The organism is Enterobacter sp. 6722112 (assembly GCF_058661685.1).
Genome location: NZ_JBZWGR010000003.1, coordinates 14,239 through 33,160, shown reverse-complemented (window position 1 = coordinate 33,160; position 18,922 = coordinate 14,239). Strand labels below are relative to the sequence as shown.

At 34.8% G+C, this 18,922-nt stretch carries 31 protein-coding genes; 2 read left to right on the top strand and 29 right to left on the bottom strand.

Annotation, left to right across the window (positions count from 1 at the left end):
* Positions 1-642 (bottom strand): hypothetical protein (locus tag AC4OVU_RS00355; RefSeq protein WP_491928571.1); only part of this gene is annotated, 642 nt, incomplete at its 3' end.
* 152 nt (positions 643-794) lie between these two features.
* On the opposite strand from AC4OVU_RS00355, the gene AC4OVU_RS00350 reads away from it, so the two are divergent.
* Together AC4OVU_RS00350 and AC4OVU_RS00345 are read left to right on the top strand one after the other, a co-directional pair.
* The gene (locus AC4OVU_RS00350; RefSeq protein WP_060578925.1) at positions 795-1,040 is read left to right on the top strand and encodes a type II toxin-antitoxin system Phd/YefM family antitoxin; all 246 of its coding nucleotides are present in this window, start codon (positions 795-797) and stop codon (positions 1,038-1,040) included.
* Positions 1,040-1,441: a type II toxin-antitoxin system VapC family toxin gene (locus tag AC4OVU_RS00345; RefSeq protein WP_032650728.1), complete on the top strand. Its 402-nt coding sequence runs from the start codon at positions 1,040-1,042 to the stop codon at positions 1,439-1,441. Before AC4OVU_RS00350 ends, AC4OVU_RS00345 begins: the two co-directional genes overlap by 1 nt.
* Before the next feature lie 28 nt (positions 1,442-1,469).
* On the opposite strand, the gene AC4OVU_RS00340 is transcribed toward AC4OVU_RS00345, so the two are convergent.
* The 28 genes from AC4OVU_RS00340 to AC4OVU_RS00205 all read right to left on the bottom strand — a co-directional run bounded on the left by AC4OVU_RS00340 (position 1,470) and on the right by AC4OVU_RS00205 (position 18,904).
* Positions 1,470-1,745 (bottom strand): hypothetical protein, encoded by a 276-nt coding sequence (locus AC4OVU_RS00340; protein WP_032625131.1) that lies wholly within the window; start codon positions 1,743-1,745, stop codon positions 1,470-1,472.
* An 80-nt stretch (positions 1,746-1,825) separates the two neighbouring features.
* Positions 1,826-2,041, bottom strand: a complete 216-nt coding sequence (locus AC4OVU_RS00335) for a hypothetical protein (protein WP_491928570.1) — start codon at positions 2,039-2,041, stop codon at positions 1,826-1,828.
* A 2-nt stretch (positions 2,042-2,043) separates the two neighbouring features.
* A complete protein-coding gene (locus tag AC4OVU_RS00330) occupies positions 2,044-2,430 on the bottom strand; it encodes a hypothetical protein (RefSeq protein ID WP_063927386.1) in 387 nt (128 codons plus the stop codon).
* Between the two features lie 45 nt (positions 2,431-2,475).
* Entirely contained in the window at positions 2,476-2,763 is a 288-nt protein-coding gene (locus AC4OVU_RS00325) for a hypothetical protein (protein WP_032625123.1), read from the bottom strand.
* A gap of 166 nt (positions 2,764-2,929) precedes the next feature.
* A complete protein-coding gene (locus tag AC4OVU_RS00320; protein WP_104468692.1) occupies positions 2,930-3,538 on the bottom strand; it encodes a hypothetical protein in 609 nt (202 codons plus the stop codon).
* Complete coding sequence (locus AC4OVU_RS00315) at positions 3,538-3,963, bottom strand: hypothetical protein (RefSeq protein ID WP_063927388.1); 426 nt, start codon at positions 3,961-3,963, stop codon at positions 3,538-3,540. Before AC4OVU_RS00315 ends, AC4OVU_RS00320 begins: the two co-directional genes overlap by 1 nt.
* Before the next feature lie 104 nt (positions 3,964-4,067).
* Positions 4,068-4,751, bottom strand: coding sequence for an N-6 DNA methylase (locus tag AC4OVU_RS00310; RefSeq protein ID WP_045892680.1), 684 nt, complete (start codon positions 4,749-4,751; stop codon positions 4,068-4,070).
* Positions 4,752-4,860: 109 nt separating this feature from the next.
* A complete protein-coding gene (locus tag AC4OVU_RS00305) occupies positions 4,861-5,133 on the bottom strand; it encodes a hypothetical protein (RefSeq protein WP_072052013.1) in 273 nt (90 codons plus the stop codon).
* Positions 5,134-5,138: 5 nt separating this feature from the next.
* Positions 5,139-5,438, bottom strand: a complete 300-nt coding sequence (locus AC4OVU_RS00300) for a hypothetical protein (protein WP_032650710.1) — start codon at positions 5,436-5,438, stop codon at positions 5,139-5,141.
* Positions 5,439-5,931: 493 nt separating this feature from the next.
* Complete coding sequence (locus AC4OVU_RS00295; protein ID WP_045892675.1) at positions 5,932-6,240, bottom strand: hypothetical protein; 309 nt, start codon at positions 6,238-6,240, stop codon at positions 5,932-5,934.
* Positions 6,227-6,595: a hypothetical protein gene (locus tag AC4OVU_RS00290; RefSeq protein WP_032650702.1), complete on the bottom strand. Its 369-nt coding sequence runs from the start codon at positions 6,593-6,595 to the stop codon at positions 6,227-6,229. The genes AC4OVU_RS00295 and AC4OVU_RS00290 overlap by 14 nt, the downstream gene beginning before the upstream one ends.
* A gap of 102 nt (positions 6,596-6,697) precedes the next feature.
* Positions 6,698-7,072, bottom strand: coding sequence for a hypothetical protein (locus tag AC4OVU_RS00285; RefSeq protein WP_063860018.1), 375 nt, complete (start codon positions 7,070-7,072; stop codon positions 6,698-6,700).
* A gap of 110 nt (positions 7,073-7,182) precedes the next feature.
* Positions 7,183-7,464 (bottom strand): hypothetical protein, encoded by a 282-nt coding sequence (locus tag AC4OVU_RS00280; RefSeq protein WP_032625095.1) that lies wholly within the window; start codon positions 7,462-7,464, stop codon positions 7,183-7,185.
* Positions 7,454-7,702, bottom strand: coding sequence for a hypothetical protein (locus tag AC4OVU_RS00275; protein WP_032625093.1), 249 nt, complete (start codon positions 7,700-7,702; stop codon positions 7,454-7,456). Before AC4OVU_RS00275 ends, AC4OVU_RS00280 begins: the two co-directional genes overlap by 11 nt.
* 57 nt (positions 7,703-7,759) lie before the next feature.
* Positions 7,760-8,011, bottom strand: a complete 252-nt coding sequence (locus AC4OVU_RS00270; RefSeq protein ID WP_032625091.1) for a hypothetical protein — start codon at positions 8,009-8,011, stop codon at positions 7,760-7,762.
* 171 nt (positions 8,012-8,182) lie between these two features.
* The gene (locus AC4OVU_RS00265) at positions 8,183-8,614 is read right to left on the bottom strand and encodes a hypothetical protein (RefSeq protein WP_032625088.1); all 432 of its coding nucleotides are present in this window, start codon (positions 8,612-8,614) and stop codon (positions 8,183-8,185) included.
* A 91-nt stretch (positions 8,615-8,705) separates the two neighbouring features.
* Positions 8,706-9,086 carry a hypothetical protein gene (locus tag AC4OVU_RS00260; protein WP_032625086.1) on the bottom strand — a complete coding sequence of 127 codons (381 nt, stop codon included), beginning with the start codon at positions 9,084-9,086 and terminating at the stop codon, positions 8,706-8,708.
* A gap of 10 nt (positions 9,087-9,096) precedes the next feature.
* Entirely contained in the window at positions 9,097-9,390 is a 294-nt protein-coding gene (locus AC4OVU_RS00255) for a hypothetical protein (RefSeq protein ID WP_032625082.1), read from the bottom strand.
* 18 nt (positions 9,391-9,408) lie between these two features.
* Positions 9,409-9,864, bottom strand: coding sequence for a hypothetical protein (locus tag AC4OVU_RS00250; protein ID WP_032625078.1), 456 nt, complete (start codon positions 9,862-9,864; stop codon positions 9,409-9,411).
* Positions 9,865-9,894: 30 nt separating this feature from the next.
* Complete coding sequence (locus AC4OVU_RS00245; RefSeq protein WP_063860021.1) at positions 9,895-10,806, bottom strand: DNA adenine methylase; 912 nt, start codon at positions 10,804-10,806, stop codon at positions 9,895-9,897.
* 333 nt (positions 10,807-11,139) lie between these two features.
* On the bottom strand, positions 11,140-11,577 hold the full coding sequence (locus tag AC4OVU_RS00240) for a hypothetical protein (protein WP_045892664.1): 438 nt from the start codon (positions 11,575-11,577) through the stop codon (positions 11,140-11,142).
* Between the two features lies 1 nt (position 11,578).
* A complete protein-coding gene (locus tag AC4OVU_RS00235; protein ID WP_032625070.1) occupies positions 11,579-11,971 on the bottom strand; it encodes an ankyrin repeat domain-containing protein in 393 nt (130 codons plus the stop codon).
* A gap of 127 nt (positions 11,972-12,098) precedes the next feature.
* On the bottom strand, positions 12,099-12,596 hold the full coding sequence (locus AC4OVU_RS00230) for an ankyrin repeat domain-containing protein (protein WP_063860022.1): 498 nt from the start codon (positions 12,594-12,596) through the stop codon (positions 12,099-12,101).
* Positions 12,597-12,837: 241 nt separating this feature from the next.
* Positions 12,838-15,009, bottom strand: coding sequence for a DUF927 domain-containing protein (locus AC4OVU_RS00225; RefSeq protein ID WP_080472165.1), 2,172 nt, complete (start codon positions 15,007-15,009; stop codon positions 12,838-12,840).
* A gap of 113 nt (positions 15,010-15,122) precedes the next feature.
* Positions 15,123-15,710: a hypothetical protein gene (locus AC4OVU_RS00220; protein ID WP_063860023.1), complete on the bottom strand. Its 588-nt coding sequence runs from the start codon at positions 15,708-15,710 to the stop codon at positions 15,123-15,125.
* A 57-nt stretch (positions 15,711-15,767) separates the two neighbouring features.
* Positions 15,768-17,696, bottom strand: coding sequence for a coiled-coil domain-containing protein (locus AC4OVU_RS00215; protein ID WP_063860024.1), 1,929 nt, complete (start codon positions 17,694-17,696; stop codon positions 15,768-15,770).
* A 124-nt stretch (positions 17,697-17,820) separates the two neighbouring features.
* A complete protein-coding gene (locus tag AC4OVU_RS00210) occupies positions 17,821-18,192 on the bottom strand; it encodes a hypothetical protein (RefSeq protein WP_032625058.1) in 372 nt (123 codons plus the stop codon).
* 58 nt (positions 18,193-18,250) lie between these two features.
* The gene (locus tag AC4OVU_RS00205) at positions 18,251-18,904 is read right to left on the bottom strand and encodes a ParA family protein (RefSeq protein WP_045892653.1); all 654 of its coding nucleotides are present in this window, start codon (positions 18,902-18,904) and stop codon (positions 18,251-18,253) included.
* Positions 18,905-18,922: the final 18 nt, after the last annotated feature.

Genomic DNA, 18,922 nt, shown 5'->3' with positions numbered 1-18,922 from the left:
TTTTTTGCTCTCTCTCTCTCTCTCTCTCTCTCTCTCTCTCTCTCTCTCTCTCTCTCTCTCTCTCTCTCTCTCTCTCTCTCTCTCTCTCTCTCTCTCTCTCTCTCTCTCTCTCTCTCTCTCTCTCTCTCTCTCTCTCTCTCTCTCTCTCTCTCTCTCTCTCTCTCTCTCTCTCTCTCTCTCTCTCTCTCTCTCTCTCTCTCTCTCTCTCTCTCTCTCTCTCTCTCTCTCTCTCTCTCTCTCTCTCTCTCTCTCTCTCTCTCTCTCTCTCTCTCTCTCTCTCTCTCTCTCTCTCTCTCTCTCTCTCTCTCTCTCTCTCTCTCTCTCTCTCTCTCTCTCTCTCTCTCTCTCTCTCTCTCTCTCTCTCTCTCTCTCTCTCTCTCTCTCTCTCTCTCTCTCTCTCTCTCTCTCTCTCTCTCTCTCTCTCTCTCTCTCTCTCTCTCTCTCTCTCTCTCTCTTCTTTCTCTCTCTCTCTCTCTCTCTCTCTCTCTCTCTCTCTCTCTCTCTCTCTCTCTCTCTCTCTCTCTCTCTCTCTCTCTCTCTCTCTCTCTCTCTCTCTCTCTCTCTCTCTCTCTCTCTCTCTCTCTCTCTCTCTCTCTCTCTCTCTCTCTCTCTCTCTCTCTCTCTCTCTCTCTCTCTATACACCTTTCACATAACTATGATTTAACCTAATATATACTAATATATATTAATATATACTTGATAGTGACAACGTAACCACGTATCCTGTTCTGACTAACTTGACCTGACTAACCACAGGAGTTAAGCTTAAAATGTGTTCAATGAGAGGTGATATTATGGAAAAGGTTAACATCTATGATGCCAAAACTAACCTGTCCAAGATCGTTCAAGAGGTCGCCCGGACTGGTGAGCCAGTTGTGATAGCAAAGAACGGTCACGCACTGGTGAAAGTCATCGCCTACAGAGAAGAGAAGCCTAAACGCAAGCTGGGCTTCCTTAAAGGTAAGGGTAGCGTTCCTGCCAACTTTGACGACATGAACAGCAATGAGATCGTGGATATGTTTGAAGGAAAATACTCATAATGGATTTGCTGTTAGATACCAACATTCTCTTGTTTATGGCATACGAACCGGACAAGCTGAAACAAGAGGTTGTAGAGCTGCTGGAAGACACTGAAAAGACCCTTTGCTTTAGTGCTGCCAGTGTGTGGGAAGTCGTCATTAAAAGCGGTTTGAACAAGCCTGATTTCGATGTAGATCCAGAGCAGTTTAGAGATGGCCTGTTTGAAGCTGGATTGATTGAGATACCTGTTAAAAGCGAGCATACGCTTGTTGTAGCCGATTTGCCGGAGAAGCTACACAAAGACCCGTTTGACCGTCTTATCGTGGCTCAGGCGAAGCATAACAAGCTTCCTTTGATTACCAGTGATAGCAAGCTGATTGAGTTCGTCAGCGATTACATAACCATCATACCTAACCGATAAAAAAAGCCCCACAACAGGGGCTTTTTATTCAGTCTTCTTTACATTTTTCTTTAATATGTTCATAAACTGATTTTAACTCTTCTTTTATCTGATGTGCTTTAAACCTTTTACCGTAGTTTTGAATACGATCTAGTTTAGTAATATTTAAACCACCTCTAACACAACATAGATAATAATCATTTGGGTTAATATAATATCCATTAGCTCTCATTTCAGAGACAAGAAATGTCAAAGCTTCACTTTCATCATCAAAACGCTCCGCTACTATATCTTTCATTATTACATTAAAGTTTGTTCTATTCATAATATATTCCTTTTGTTTTATGTTATATATATTAATTACACTATATTAAAATAATAGTCAAATAAATATATACTTTTATTTTAACTATCCGATGAGCGGTTTAGGTTTCTATTTTTTATTAGTGTTTTTATTTCCTCTTTGTATGCTATTAAAGTCATAATCGCTGTTAAAATCCCTATTGCTATCATTGTTGGAATATTGTTTGTTATATCAAATAATGATGTTATCCCTAAACTGAACGCCACATTAAAAATTGAAGAAGTTATAATATTAATTGGTTTTTCTGTTTTATTCATTATTAATCTCCTCCACCGCCGCAATCGCCGCCACCATCACAATCTCCACCACTTCCAAAAAATGAGTCTGAGGTTGACGATCCTGAGCTTTTACTATTTCTTTTATGTTCTGTAATAAGTGATTTTTCAACAAGGTAGTTAAACTTATTACACAAAAACATTGCTTCACCTAACATATATTCTGCGTTTTTATAGTTTGATGGTTGTTTTAAATCTTTATCATATAAAGCTAAAAGCTTTTTTCTGACTGTTTTACATTTGTCATTAAAGTCTTTGCCATACCCTTTTGAAAGCATAGCCTTACTTAATACATGTGAGGCTTTATCAATCTTTTTCTTTAAAGCTAATACCTTTATTTCTATCAAAAAACCTATTAAAAAGTTAATCATGTTATATTCTCCTTACCATAGCCCCTTGCGGGGCTGTGTTAGATATTAGCTGTTTATATAATCGTTAAAATCTACAGTGTAAAAACATTCGATATTATAATACTTTTCAAAGTTATAGATTAAATAGCAACCTTTATGATAATCAGAAGCGGCGTCTACTATTTTTCCAATGATCTTTTTATTTCCAGTTTTTTTAAACATTTCATTGCTTAACATCCAATCCGCAACATTTCTTATTTCGTCTTCTATTTTTACCGAAGCGTCTAAACTATTTAATGAAATGAATTTTAAAATAGCTGCGTCCGTGATTTCTATGTATTTAATTTTTTTCATATTACTTCTCCTTTTGTTTGTTTATATATAATTAATACTATATTTAAAATAATAGTCAAATAAATATATACTTTTATTTTAAATAAGCAGATAAACGGTTTAATTAATCCGGTATATAAATCTTTGATTATTAATTTAACTCAATAAAAAATCCCCATTGCGGGGATTACATGGTTTCATTGAATATATTGAATGCTTTATCGAGAACACTTAGATAGTATTTTGGTCTTCTGAATGTATTTACTTCTTCAAAGAAAATAACTTTTTCAGCGAGAATGATTTTAGAGTTCATTGATTGATTTACCATTTCTTTGTTTTCATCATCTCTTATAAACACACACACAATCTTTTTGTGTGATTTTCCCTTTGATTGAGTTCCAAGCATTACAAGATAAACAAGGCTTTTACCATCACCAAGAGGCTTTGCTGTCTCTGAGAAGCTTTCAAACTCCTTGATAAGCTCTTCTACCTTCTCTTTATAGGTATAGCCTAAATCCTTGTTTAACCTTCTTAGCTCTGCGAACATATCATTTAGATAGTTTCTTATTACGAAAGTCTTATTTCCCTCTGTTCTAATCCTCTTTAACTCAATAAAATAGTTTCTGTTGTTTTCTATGAATTCCTGATGCTCCTGAAAATCGGGGTTTAATAACCCCGCCTCATATAGCAAGTTTATGAACTCTTCAAAGTAAATGACTTCATCTTTATCAAGATTTAATTCAATCATTGATTTGAAAATCTTTTGTGCTGTTGTTGTTTCTATTAGTTTGCTCATTAGTTATCTCCCCCCTCTCTTCTTATTACCTCTTTTACAGCTTCTTCTATACAGTCAAAGAAGCTTTCAACCGCATCATCCAATCTGCTAAACATAACCAGCTCATTACCTACAGATGCTTCGTAGCGTCCTGCTCCTATGTCTGTTCTTATGCTAATCTCATAGACACCACCGCAAAACTCAGCACATACATAGCCTCTTTCTGTTGATAATGTTATATCCAGATCTTGAGCGTTTATATCCTGATAAACAATACTTAACATTAATGCCTTTACTTCTATTAACGTTATAAGTTTTTCAATATCACTAAAAGAATTTTTTTGAACTTCAATGTTATCAAGTTCATCCACCTCAAGAAAACCACTTTCATTAAATGTTAACGGTTCATTTTTTCCACAACTTATTGGAATGTATTTTATATTCATAACTATTCTCCTATGTTTTATGTTATATATAATAAATACTATATTTAAAATAATAGTCAAATAAATATATACTTTTATTTTAAAATAAAGGATGAATGGAGTAGTTAACCCGAAGTGTATTTAAAAACCTGCTTATTTTTATTTAACAATGTATTATGATTAAAAATATTAATCTCTTTAATATCTACATTTTCTTTAAAAGCAATTGGAGCCATTATCTGTATGATTGCCATTTTTACCATTAATGGATCTATGTCATTAAGATTTAGTGATGTATCAAGATAGCTTCCATTTTTCTGATGTAGTTCTTTCAGTGTCGATAGCACTATAGAGCCAGCACCACAGCATTCTTCATTGATTTTTTTCGCTGTATCAGCTCTTGAGCGCATAGTGAGGGATGAGAGGAGGCTGCTCACATCGTCAGGTGTCAGGAACTGGCCTAAACCATCACCACACTTACCAGTTAGATAGATTTCTTCATACAGCTCTGATAGAACGTCTGTAAACGCTTCTTTCTGTTTGATGATATGAACGTATTGGTAAGCCGCATCTGCCGCTTTGCTATACTTGTCTATCTCGCTTTCAGGCATGTTAGCTATGATGTTGCCGTCAAAAATACCAGACGTGATCTGGAAGGTTTTTTGTTTGGTATGTAGCGCATCACAAACAAGGTAAAGGCAAAACCCTGTAAAGAGTTCTATTGCTTTTAAAATGCTTGCTGCGTTTAATGCTGTTGAAGGGCTTTTGATTTCCGTGATGAGTTTTGATAAATGCTGTATGTTATTCATAATGTTTTCCTTTAGTTTACTTATTTCTAAAGTTAACACTATGACAAAAGCATAAATCAAATTTATTTATAAAACAGAAAGCCCCCGAAGGGGCTTAAAGAGAGGGGTGTTATCTTGTGAATACAACTCTATCCGCATAAATGGTTTTAGAAAGGATAATGGTTATTAGCAAAAAGAAACATAGTGAACCTAAACCAGCCATCATGTTTTCAGTTAAAATCAAGACACCAAAGCTTAATACCACTGATAGTAAAGCTCCAATTTGACCGAACCATAACGGCGCTTTACCGTATGTAATGCTCGCCCCACATGGTAAGCACACACCTAAGCCGTGTTTAGTTTCATGATCACAAAAAGGACAGCGAACAGTTTTATTTTCCATTTTGATTAATCCTTTTTAAACTTTGTGCCTTGATAAATCACGCCGCCGTCTTTTGTCTTCTCAAGCTTGAATGTCCATGACCCGACAACGCTATGTTGAGTTCTGGCGATGTATACGGGCTTTTTAGTCTCATCCCATGACTTAACCGGGAAGCTTTCACCCCTGAACTTGATTACATCCTTCTGAACGTCGAGAACAGCGCCGTATTGAGCGTTTTCATACGTTCCATAGATACCATCATCACCACAACCTGAGAGCGCCAGCGAAGCCACAAGAGCCGCTGCTGCTAAAATCTGCTTCTTCATAATGTGTTCCTTATCTGTTCTGATTTGTGTTTGTAACAAGAAATTTCAAAACAAGGTAAAAATGACGTAACCAACAATTAAAATCAAGCGATTAATTGGTTTTATCAATTGATTGAGGGTTTTGATAGGTTTTAGCATTCAATGTAAAGAAGTGAATAGATGAATGCTTTTAAAACCCCTTGCGGGGCTTTATGCGGGTTTGGACGTGTTCTTTTTGGATTTTAGTTTGATGTAAAAGGCGTGAACTATAGTCATTAAGACAAACGCAATGACGCAATCAATATAAAAGAAGAAAGATTTAGCTGCTGTCTGAACTGCTTCACCGCCCAAGATACTGGCAATAAACATAGCGAATAAGAAAATAAAACCGATCTTGAATATTCTTTTATACCATACACCATAGATCTTGTGTTCTGAAACCCAACTAACAAAACTCCCCATGTTAATGAATATCAATAAATTCAATATAATAACCAATGTTAAAAATATCATATTATTCTCCTGTTTTGCTTATTTTTGTATCAACGCTATTGGTTTTACTCATCACGTCAAAAACTATGTTTGTTAACTCATCCTTCATTGATTCTGCGAATTGTTCTATTTTGGCTTTATCTTTTCCGGCGTATACTCTTTTATCTGTTAAAAGATCAACTTCCCTTTTTACTAAATATTTAGGTTCTGTTCCTCTAACTACTTTATGATTTGATTGTTTTTTATAAATCCTAAAGTGATAGTAGTTTCCATGTTTAATCTGTTTTAACGTGTAGTCATAATCACAATACTGTATTTTATCTATTATCATAACCACCCCTGCTTTTGGTTATCTGAACAACAAATGCTTTATGTCTAAAAGCAAAGTCTCTTAGTTTTTTTGTGATCTCTTCATCATTATTCTCATCAACATCAGTATAAATAATGAATAAATCAGTAGCTGTTAACGTATCTCTCATTTTACTTGATAAGAATAACAAGCTTCCCTGCTCAACAACTTTAATTTTTGCTGTGCTGATCTTTATGTTTGCTTTGTTTCTTTCGATTATATATTTAATACCATCTAAATCTTTTTCGTTATCTACTTCGTATTTGTTAAAGTGAACGCTCAAATTCATAGAGCTTATAATGTGTAAAGATAGTTCTTTACTTTGTGCGTAATCCATAAATATCTCCTTTGTTTGTTATGTATATAAATATAAATAACAAAACTAACCCAATTGTCAAATAATCGGAAGGTGTTTTAGATAAGCGGATTACTTACAGATTTAATCTTTAATGATAAGAGAAGTTAACTCTATTAGCTCTTCATCATCCAGAAGATGCCTGTAATAGATGTTGTTATAAAATGACTGGATAGCTTTTACAGAAATGATTTTTTGATAACTGATAATCAGGCGGGTGATAAGTATCGAGGGTTTGTTATATCCAGATCTGAACGTATCAAAGTATTCAAGTAAGTAGTCATGTTTAACCTGTTTGAAATCTAAACCACTTTCAGAACACTGCTTGAAAACTGATAATATCTCTTCTGCCGTTCCCTTTTTAATAGTGTAATAGAGCTTTTCAGCAAGCCTTTTTTTATATAGCTCTTGCTGTTTCTGTTCATCAAGAAAATCTTTCAGGCTTTTGTATTTGAGCATGAGATACACACATAAGGACTTAACTTAACCAACATACCATGTGTTGAGGCGATTTTCTACAGGATATAGCTACAGAACGGGCAAGACAAAGGGGCTGTAAGCCCCTTGCATCACCATTCTCTCACCGTGTCTATCAACTCTCTTATCATCAACCCTGTCATCATCACAAGGATAACCGGAAGGTAGATAATCATGCCTAAGATCACTACAATAACACCTCCTGACATTGCCGCATTCTCTAAATGATTTTCGATATTAAATCTCTTCCTTAAAGACTGTTTCTTTTCTGCCTCTTCATCTTCTTTTGATAAAGATATTGTGATAGTCGAGTCATCTAATGATATTTCATCTTCTTTTTTTGTTGTTCCATTCCAGTTATCATTACTTTTCATTTTCACCCTCTTTAATGATGCTTTGAATATGATAAATATCAGACAAAAGCCATTCATTTTCTTTACGAGCACATTCAAGCTTATCTTTTAATTCACTTATAATGTGTTCATACTTCATTATTATACATTCCTTTTCATCTTCTAAAATTTTTAATCTACCAACTAACTCTTTCTCGTTTTTTGTTTTAAGTTCTAAGATCTGGTCTATAACTTGACGTTCTATTGTTTTCTCACTCATAGTGATTTCCTTATATTGGCTTATAAAAAAGGGGATTACTCCCCAATGGTTGTTTTATTATATTTTTAACTCTTCTATTTCATCTTCAAGAGCACTGATTTTCAAATCACGTTTAGCTAACAAGAAGGATAGGATCTCTATTCTCTCTTTAAGCTGCTCAATCTTTTTATCTTTGGATTTTGCTTCTAAGGTTATTTCAGCTATGGTTTTAATCTTTTCATCAATCACACTGATTAAATCATCATGGCTATGTGTTTTATTGTTTTCTACAATCCCAAAGAGTTCTTCAATTATACTGTTTTCATTCATAATGTTTTCCTTTTATTTTATGTTATATTAAATAGATACCTCTTTTAAAATATTAGTCAAATTAATAAATACTTTTATTTTAAATATATTTTATTATCTGGATTAAAGGGCTATGTAAGCCCTTTAATCAATAAAATCAAGCAAGTCATTTCACTCTCTAAATACTCACGATTAATCGTTATGGATTTTATTAGCTTCAAGCATTTCTAAAACTTGTGTGCAAGCATCTAAATCATCAGAAACAGAGTTAATGATTAAAGAGTTATTAATGATAAATAGATCTTCTTCTAAAAGAAATTCTTTTAACTCTTCTTCTGTATCAAAATGGATTGCTTCATATTCATGATTTTTTCCATTAAAGTTAGTTAGGATATTTTCACAAAAAACATCTGTTTCTAATAAATCTATAACGTCATTTAGATATGCTTCTATATCCTCTAAAACATCATAAACATCTATATCAACTTTATGAGATTGAAACTCAGCTAAATCTTCATACTTTGCTAAACTCTCATCATCAAGTTTAATTATTCCTTCATAAATGTATTTTGCTAACATATTAGTTGTTATAGTTGCTATTTTTAGTTCTTTGTTGTCTTTCATATTACTTATCCTTTTTTATGTTATGTTTAATAGATACCACCTTGAAAATACATTTCATTTTCTTAAATACAGGGCTATGTAAGCCCCTTATTTAATCAAGCCAATATAAAACACTCTCAATGTCTTTTTTCTTTAATGTCTTATACATGTTATCGAGTAAACAGTAATAAACAGCGGAATACGTATTACTTAAAGCCTCAATATCTCCATATTTATTACTCATATCACTATTAAAGCAAAGGTTAACAGCATACTTTAATACAGCTTTATTTATTCTGTTTTCTTCCAGTTGATTATAGGTAAACAGCAACTTACTACCCTCAAATGAAAAGAATGGAACACGATCAATCTGTGGATAATCCTTGTTTGATACATATTCAGGCATCATTAATGTTTTACTATGTTCATAACCTTCTACGTTCTCTTTTGCGAACTCTTCGAAATCACTTCTCACTACGTTCATGTATTCCATATATCACCTCTTATTTTTGATTAAAATAACTATTATCTTCATTAACGATACCAATACGGCGTTCAATCATCATCATTGATAAACACATATCAGCAACCATTAAAACTTTTTGGTAATGCTCTTCGTTATCACACTTCCTTTTATCTATAAGTAATCTATTAATATTGCTTACTTCTTTTAGACATTGTGAAAATAACTCCGGGCTATGTTCTTTATATGGTGCTGACATCATACCTTCTATTGTTATATAGTTATTTCCCATATTGCTTGTTTGAAAATCTACAGGTCTAAACTTCTTTTTCATTTTTTATTCCCTCACTTTTTAAATCTCGTCAAGATTTACCCAGTTCCAAAAATACATACCCAAATGGCGAGGCCATTTTCCATCATATCGTTCTGTTTCGTCTTCATAATAAAGAATGCCATATTTATCAACAAAAGAACTTACTGACTCGTGATAAGGACAACACCAAGAGTTTATAGAGTTAAAAGATACGGAACTATCGAATATTTCAGCAATATCGCAAGCTATTTCATATTGTTCATATGAATCGACAGGTTGATAAGTTTCAAAGTAAATATCGTACCATTCTTTTCTATATCTTTTTTCCTGCGTAAAATGCTCATCATCTTCAAGATGGTCTTTTTTGACGACATGAAGATCATGCTTTTTTGCAAGTTCTATCAGATTATTTATATCGCTAACCCACGCAGTGAGCTGTTCTCTATTTTTTTTCTTAATCTGAATGCTTAATACATTTAATGCTGTATAACTCATTTTATTTTCCTCTTTTTGTTTTATAAATAATTACGCTGCTTTTTGGTTGATACTTTCCTTACTCCAGATCATGAGCAAGTCAGTAGCTTTAACCGCCTGAAACCCGTCAGCGGTCTTCTTACGCCGTCCGGCGGTATAGGTAATGTCAAAACGCAACACAGAAGCATCTGAGGCGTTTTCTTCAAAGAAGCTATCATTTGCCTCTCTGTTGGCTAACCACACAACACAGCCCCGCTCCTGAAGCTGGCGACACCATTTGATTAGGGCTTTATGGTCTTCATCAGTGAACGCATGGCCATAATCGGCGTAGCTATCCCTGTAAGGCGGATCACAGTAGACAAAAGCCCCCGCTGGAACATCGAGATCAGCATAAGAACCGCAATGGATAGACGTTGCCTGTAAAGCTCTGTGCCACTCGTTCAGGAGTGAGTAATCAAACAGACTGCCCTTATGGTTAAGCATTCCTGCGCCTGTTCCATAGCGGCCTGTCTTCTTGTTTACCTGCCATATCCCGTTAAAGCCGGTGCTCATCAAAAACAGGAGTAAGGCCGATGCTCGGACACTACCAATCTGTTCTTTCCAATACTGTTCTCTACGCTGATAGAAACGGTAGTTCCTGACCTCCTGAGAGCGTATAGATAGGTAAGCCGCTTCCAGCTCCTGCAGCTCGATACAGAACGCTTTAAAATCGTGTTTGATGGTATTGAGTAGACTTACCAGCTCAGGGTTAATGTCGTTGATGATTGTAGGGATCTGGTTGTATGTAGACTTAACAGACGCAAAGAGAGCGCCAGCTCCAAAGAACGGCTCTACGTATGCGCTTACGCTGTTCAAATCTGGTAGATGTGGATTGTAGCTTTTGAGTAGCTTAGATTTGCCGCCAGCCCAACGGTAAAGGGGCTTTAGGCTTGAAGATGGGGTGTTTTGGATAGATACAGTCATAAACCAACCTCTATAGATAGATCAGCTCCATGAGTTCATGGAACAGGCCGGAACCATTCCGGCGGTTGGTGCATCATCATCTATCGAAAGATGGAGGCTTAAAGCCTGAACCTACATGATGCGTAAAGCATATGACTGCTTTGATTTGGTAATTATCTACAGAACGCTTATGACGATCAACACTTTTTTCAAGAAAATGGAAAATATTTTTCAACTGCTATTGACGGAAGGAAGGTAATTGATTACTTAATTAATACGTAAATATTAATACCCAATTTCTATTTATTGTAAGTTTTGACATCATATAAGTATCACTTTTAGAAAAAGGCACTCTCAATGAGTGCCTTTTCTTTTCTGTATTTCATTAATCAGACTTTGCTCATACCGCATTATATAGGAAAGAAACTTTTCATTCTCATCTTTGATTATTATTTCATACGTGGATTTGTATTTGCTATTTTTCTTTTGGGGATCTGCTCCATTCAAAAGAAGATGGATATAAAACTTAATGTTATTAATTGAGTAAGCTATTTCTAATGGTAGTCTTCCATTGATTGGGGTATTAACATCTTTGAACAATCCCACTACTAAACAGAACAAATTATAGTATTGGTGGTTTTCATTTTCTGACTTTGAAAAAACAGACAAAAGACACCAAGATAAAATATTCATATTAGTGTCTAATTGGTGCTTAGTGAGGTAATCATAGAATAGTGAAGTTTGATTTCTGTCTATATATGATTTTAACGTATCTAAAGAAAACTCATCCATGTTATTTCTCTGCTGATAGTAATACTCTTGACATTGAAGAAGCATTTTGAAGATCAAGTAGTGTTATCTGGTCTGCCGCTTTTCTGCCTTGATTGTCTTTTATTGATACATCGCCTCCTGCGGAGATAAAGAACTTAACAGCTTCAGTATTCCCCATGAGAACGGCATAGAACAGAACTGTTTTACCAGCTTTATCCTGCTTGTTAATGTCAAAGTATTTGGTAAGCATTCTTGCTACTTCATAGCTCTTATATTGTTTTGTAAGTAGAACAACATGGAAAATATTGGCTACTTCATCAATATAAAAATCTTCTTCAATAACGCGGTTTTCATTAATGAATTTTTCAATTTCAATTGTATTTTTGGTTTTTAATATGTCTGTTAATGCTTTCATGATTTTTCCTTTTTCTTTTCAATTGGGTGATAATTATAAATTAAAATAAAAACAAAATATGTCAATGCCAGAAAAGAAAAAACCCGCCAGAAGCGGGTTAAACTAAAGAGGTAGTCCGGTTATTTTTTTACGCTACTTGTAGCATCTGCTTTTTTTGTTCAAGTGCGTTCCTGATCATTTCTTTAAGCTTATTCATAAAGCTTTGGTATTCTTCTTTATCTGCTGGTTTTATTTTTGTGTCGTGGCGATCTCCATTCTTGTTTTTGAGGAATGGACTACAACCCAACTTGATAAGCGCTTTAATCATTTCAATGTCGGATGTTTTAAACAATGCTGTTTCACCATCGTTGTTTAAATGGTTAATATTTGCGCCTTGTGAAATCAAAAATTTGATAACAGCGATGTTTTTGTTATAGAAGATAGCTGTTTCACCTTTCTTATTGGTAAAGTTAACATCAGCACCATTAGCAACTAATGCCTTTGCTACTTCTAAGTTTTCAGCTAAAGCTAAAGGAAAAACACTACCCATAAGACCGTTTACATCAGCTCCGGCCTTTACCAATATATCTACTTCTTCGGCTGTTTCAGCAAACAGCAACTCTCTTTTAATATCTAAATCAAGCATAAACCACCTCTTATAGTTTAAATTATTTATAATAAATATATATACTATTTTTTTAATAAAATCAAATTTTACACGCTTAATATAAAATATTTAGCGCATATATTTGAAAAATATCGAGTAAAATAAAATTGATTATTCCATGAATAGAGTGTATATTGAAGTTCTATTCATAATGTGTTTTCTATTTTGGAAAACGACTATTTAATAAAGTTTAAGGGGCTGCTTTCGCACCCCCTTTTTTTTATGTTCTATCAAAGTAAGCGGAATAATCTTCTTCGTATTGAGCGGAAGCTTCAAGTATTTTGTTTATGTTAAACTCACTATCAGCATTGTTTTGATTAAGAATTTCGGTTTGTCCTTCTGTTTTCTCACTATCGTTCACAAGAACAGTATTCTTTGTAGTGAACATGGTGGAACTTAGCTCATCTATAGGTTTCAATGTTAAGCGAACAGTTCTTGTAGTGGATAAACCTAAATAATCCTTCTTCTTATCTGTAAATTTCGCGTCATGTTCAACCATACCTAACTTCTCAAGAGATTGGCAAAGCTCGTTAAAATCAAGTTGAGCATGTTGTTTGAGGTGTTTGATGCCCATAGCGTTGAAAACTATTGTTCCGTCAAAATCATCAGCGTGTTCCATGACTCTATTGATCTTAACTTCCGCTAAAACCGAACCTCTATGAGTAGCATTGTTAGTAAGCGTCTGAGCCGCTTTTTTCTGCGTTCTGCTGATACTTTCGTTTATATCATCTGATTGTTCAGCATAAGCAAACTTACTCCAAGAGATCATGCCTTTGTTAGCATTAATCCATTCATAAAGACGCTCAATATGAGAAATGTATTTATAATCAGCATAATCAATTTGTTCGTTAATATCCTGAGCATATTTATTTTTATAAATGTTTATTGCTTCATGAGTTAACATAGCACTTTCTTTGCCTAAAACGCTTTCCATAATTTCAGCACCAAGCATAATAAGAGCTAAAGTATGCGCTGAACGGCGGTTCTTTTTGAAATATCTTAACTCTTCTGTAGTTAATAACTCAGATTCAAAATCAGCAAGTTTTTGCTCAAGTTCATCAGCGTTTTTTGTTATATATGCGATAATTTCATCATATATATGACCATAGTTCTCTGAAAGCTTAGACATCCACTGAGAAACTTTACCTCCATCATTCTTGTCAGGGAAGAAGATATGAAGGTCAGGATCATGAATATCTATTTCAATAAGACGAGTTAAAATAGCCGACTCTTTGCCATCACCTTTAACACTTTGTCTTAGTGATTGGTTGGAAGTCGTGAAGAACATACCGTTCCAAACGTTAGGTTGTTTGAAAGTATTATCTTTATCGAAAATAACTCTACCACCGCCGTTAGTAAGGCGCATTATCCTTTGTGGTAAGTCATTTGTTCTAAGTAGCTCGTCAATCTCATCAAGAAAAACAGGGCCATGATTATAAGCAGTAGCAAAGTTTTCAACGCCAACCTCTGAACTTATAGCTTCAATAATCATACGGCCTTTAGCTGGAGAACCTTCTGTAGCTGCACATATTTTAAGAGTTGTAGATTTACCCTTTTCACCTTCACCCGTGTAGTTAACAATCGGGCAAAACTCATCTGAAATACAAATACGGCCTTTTGTGTATGACGCATATGTGCCCGCTAAGAAAATACGAACTGCCGGAGAGTGTTTAATTATCTCTCTTGTAGTTTCCTTCTGGATTTCAGGATCACCTTTCTTTTCACTCTGAGTAGCAACCTTGCCGACATACAGATCATGCTTAGAGCGGATATGAAGGTCAGGAGTCACCCAGCCTCTTTGTGTGTAGCCTGTCATGCGCTTGATGAAAGCAGGATAGACTTTACCATTTGGCCTTACATGAGGCTCATAGCCAGCTTGTGCGGCCTCCATGAAAGCTTTATACACTTCTGAACGATCAGAACCCGCAGGAGGCGTCCAATCGTTCAAGGTAAGACGTGATTTAGAGCTGGTAAACTCTGCTCGATCCGATGAAGAAAGAGCAACTTCATTTACTTCTAAATCGTTATTGAGAAATCGAACACCTGTATAACCAGTATTAGCTTCTAAGGTTTTTACGCCTGAACCTTGTTTAGCAGTGGAAAGCTTTAAGTATGGAATAGCAAAATAGTTGTGAATTTGCTTCCAGTAAGGATTACCATCTTTTGGGTAAATCCTTTTAAAGAAGCCTTTAGGATGAATAGCGTAGTTATTTGAAGCATAGAAAGCTTCATCAGTAATACGCTCGTCGTATAATTTAGCATTATCGAAAGCATCAATTTCAGGATGCGTTAAAGTTGTATCTTCATCAGATTGTTGTTCTTCATCATCTAATGACAAATCCATATTATCAAGAAGCTTTTCAGCTTCCATTTCTGTATTTTCTCTATTCATAATCTCACCTATTATAATATTTTTATGTATGTATTTTTGGTGTGTTATCACACTCTTTTACTGTTATACCATTTTTTCTAGAAAATTCAATACTTAACACGTCAAATTGTATATCACATAGATAAGTGTGTGTTTTTAACGAGTATTTGACTTATCCAGTTGTCGATCATTTGAAGATGATATTTTTTATTTATGTTATCCATCTTTCTTGCGTCGTCTTTAAGTTCTCTAATAACATCCTTGATTATTACTTGTTGTAAATCTCTTTCATGGAAAGAGTTTGAAACTAAAACATTTAGCCTACACATAATAGCTTCTTTGAAAAAGTAATAAATAAAACTGTCATAGGGTGATTCTGGCCTGACAAATTTAAAATCTCTAATATCTTTAGCAAAATAATCAACAAAAGAAACAATGCTTTCTGATATTAAATCTTCTTTGCCGTAAATCCAAAAGCTGTTATTCCCTTTTTCTACAACCAAGTTTTCATTAACATAATAGCGAGTTTTTAACTTTTCAAAAGTTTCATGAGGTCTAATAGCATTCCAGACGATACCTAAAAGAACCAAATCACTTTCTAATGTTAAAGCCTTTTCTTCTCCTGATATTTCAACTTCATTTTCACTATGAACTTCATCAGGTTCATTATCTAAACTCTCTTTTTGTCTTAGTAAATCACTAACTGACTTTGATAATCCCATATACGTAATCTCCTTGAGGTAAGAAAAACAGGGGGCGTTAACCCCCTTAATAATGTTTTATTTTTTAGTTGGTTTGTTTTTATTGCTGTTATCAGCTTTATTCTTTTTTTCTATATCTTTTCTTATTGCTTCTTCTAAAGCTTGTTTATCAATTTTAAGCTGTTCATTTTCTGATTTTAATGTAGAGTTTTCTTCCTTCTCTTTATCATAATCAGCTTTCAGCTTAACATTTTCGCTCTTAAGCTTGTTGTAAGAGTCAATATGTTGGTTAACTTCTTCAATAAGTTTACTATTACTTTCAGTAAGAAGTTTAATAGCTTCATCAGCTTCAATCTTCTCTTCTTTCAAATCTTTTATGGTTTGTTCAAATGAAGCTTTCTCTTCATCACGTTTTTCAAGCTCTTCTTTGTGCTTACGTTCTATATCAATAATAGCTTGTTTAGCTTTTGCTAATTCAATCTCAAGCTGTTCTTTATCGAATTTGAAACCATCCCTTTCTTCTGTGATACTTACAACGGCATCTTTAAGATTGGTAATTTCGCTATTTAATCCGCTAACAATAGAAGCCTGTTGAGTTTTAAGCGTTTCAATCTCGTTTTCATGCTCAATATTAAGCTTTTTAATAGCGTTTTCATGAGTGGTTTCCAACAACTCAATTTCATTTGTGTGTTCAAGATCTTGTTGAAGTAGTTGTTGATTGAGGCTTTCAACGACTTCTCTATGTTTTTCAATGGTAGCTGTATGAGTTTGTTCTAACTCATCATACTGCTCACCAAGAGCTTTATACTCATCAGAAAGAGCATTAAACGCTTCTGTTTTTTCTGCTAACTCTTCACTTGTCTTTTTGGCCTTTTCTTCAAACTGGCTTCTAAGCTTCGCTTCTTCTTCAAGTGATTGCTTAGTGTTGGTCAGCTCTGTAGTAAGTTCCTGATTAACACGTTTTTCTTGATGAAGAGCTATAACAGCTTCACGAGCCTTTTCAAAGCCTTGTATCTCATTGTTTTCTTTAATAGCTTTAGCGGCGTATTCAGCAGCAAGTTTTTGTTTTTGCTTGATAAGAGCATCTATTTCATTTAGTTCATTCTGAACAACAGCATCTTCAATAACTTCTTTTGGAATTTGCTCTTGATTTTTAATAGACTCTTCTTTAGCTTTTTCTCTTGCTGTAGTGTATAAATCATCAAGATATTCTTTATTATTTGTATCAATAACCTCTTGTGCTTTGATTTCTTCTGGAGAAAGCATTTTACCTTTAGATAAGTAAATGTTATCTAAAAGAGGTAAACCAGCGGCTTTAAGATTGTCATTGATATTTTTAAGAACCTGCGTTCTTACAAAGTTATCTTTTAATGAAAGACTTGCTGTTATTCTTCTTGCGTCAGGATTTAACTGATTTATGATTACTTCACCAGTATTTGGGTTGTATTCATAGTTTTTATCAGTAATGGTATGCGTATGCCTAAATATATGAGAGTGAGTTTTAGTTTTTTGGTCGCTATGAACACCCCAAGCAAAAACACTGTTTTTACCAATAACAGGCATATATTGCTTTGATTTTCCCGGCCCCTGATCTTTTACATAAATAAAATTAGGGTTAGCCATACTGTCAGTGATTATGTCATGTGCTAAAACCTGATCTTCTGCTCTAAAACCTGATAAATCAATAAATAGCTGTTCCCACTCATTCCCCCTGCCTCCAATATCACCAAAAAGAGCTTTTGGATCTTTATTAGTGCTTAGTTCTGAAAGAGGTCTTTGAATGGTATTCAAATACTGTTTTGACATTATCCCACGGTCAATTGTAGCTTCAATTTTTTTAAGAAGCTCTAAACCGTTTTCAGCTTTAATAACTATATCAAGTTCACTATCTTTATACGTAGCGCCGTTGATGGTTGGCTCTAATGGACTTGTTTTACCGCCATTAATGCCCTGAGCATCACGCATTCCGTCTTTATCTAATACTGCTAATATTTTTGCTCCACTCATAATGTATCTCCTATGTATTTTTTGAATGTAGATTTTTTTTGTTCTTACTATATTAATCTACCCTACAATCCTACATTTGAAAATATAACGGTAGTCCGTTCATCCTGTTTAATTACGCCTTTTATCAGGATTTCTTTTTCTTAGTAAAATGAATAGATTTATTTTCTCTGATTAACTCATCTGCTTTTAAATCAGCAAGAGCAAGAATAGTATTTGATAAAGCATCATGGGAAAGAAGCTTAAACTTCTCTTCCAGAGCTTTAGGAACACGGAAACCAATTAAGCGGGGTTCATCTTCCGCTACTACTTTAAAGTCGCAACGAACGTATGACGTAGTGAACGGCTGGAGTTCTCCTAAGTCTTCTTCTCGATGTGCCCAGTATGTGCCAGCATTGGGATCGGAAAAGGCCGTTTCCAGAGACAATTTTTCAAAAGTCTCCATATCATCGAGCCATCCGGCAGGTTTTTTAGATTTTTCTTTTTTGTGGTCTGTCATGCTGAAACTCCATCAGATTTCACGAGAAACGATATATATTAGTATATATTAATATATATTAACTTTTATTGCGTCGAGCCTCAACACCGGCTTTGATTTTCTGGCCTACAGCTTCCATCAACAACTCAAACTCTTTACGGGCATCAGATACCAGCGGTAAGCCTGTCTTGTCTTCAAAGATGGTGACGCCGTTGTTGTATGAACGAGGATAGGCAACACGCTTTTTGATGTATGGCAAATCGTAGTCATGGCCTGCTGCCCTGTGTTCTTCCTGTAGCTTGATTAACAGGTCGAGCTGTTCTTTGTTCTGGATCTCAACACGATTAGGAACAACGATAAAATCATTGTCTGTCTTACCCTGTTCACGTAGTTCCTGAACGCTCTTGAGCGTAGCACTGTATGAGCTGGCATCAAGGATAGTTGGAATGATTACGAACGGGGCAAGCTGACCATCACCACCGCTATGAATGCCGGGGCTGTGGTCAAATACGAACACATCAACATCTTTAGAGGTTGGCTTACGAGCTACGTTAAACGTTAGTTTTGTTCCGGCCTGTTCTGCGATGCTCGCAAAGAGCAAACTCCCGCCCTGTGGATCGAGGTCTAACAGAGTTGTCTTTTTGCCGTTGTGTCCAAACCAAGAGGAGATAACGATGCTGAAGAGACTTTTCCCAACACCACCTTTTTTATTGTAAATCGAGATAGCAAGCATACACCTACTCCTTTTGTC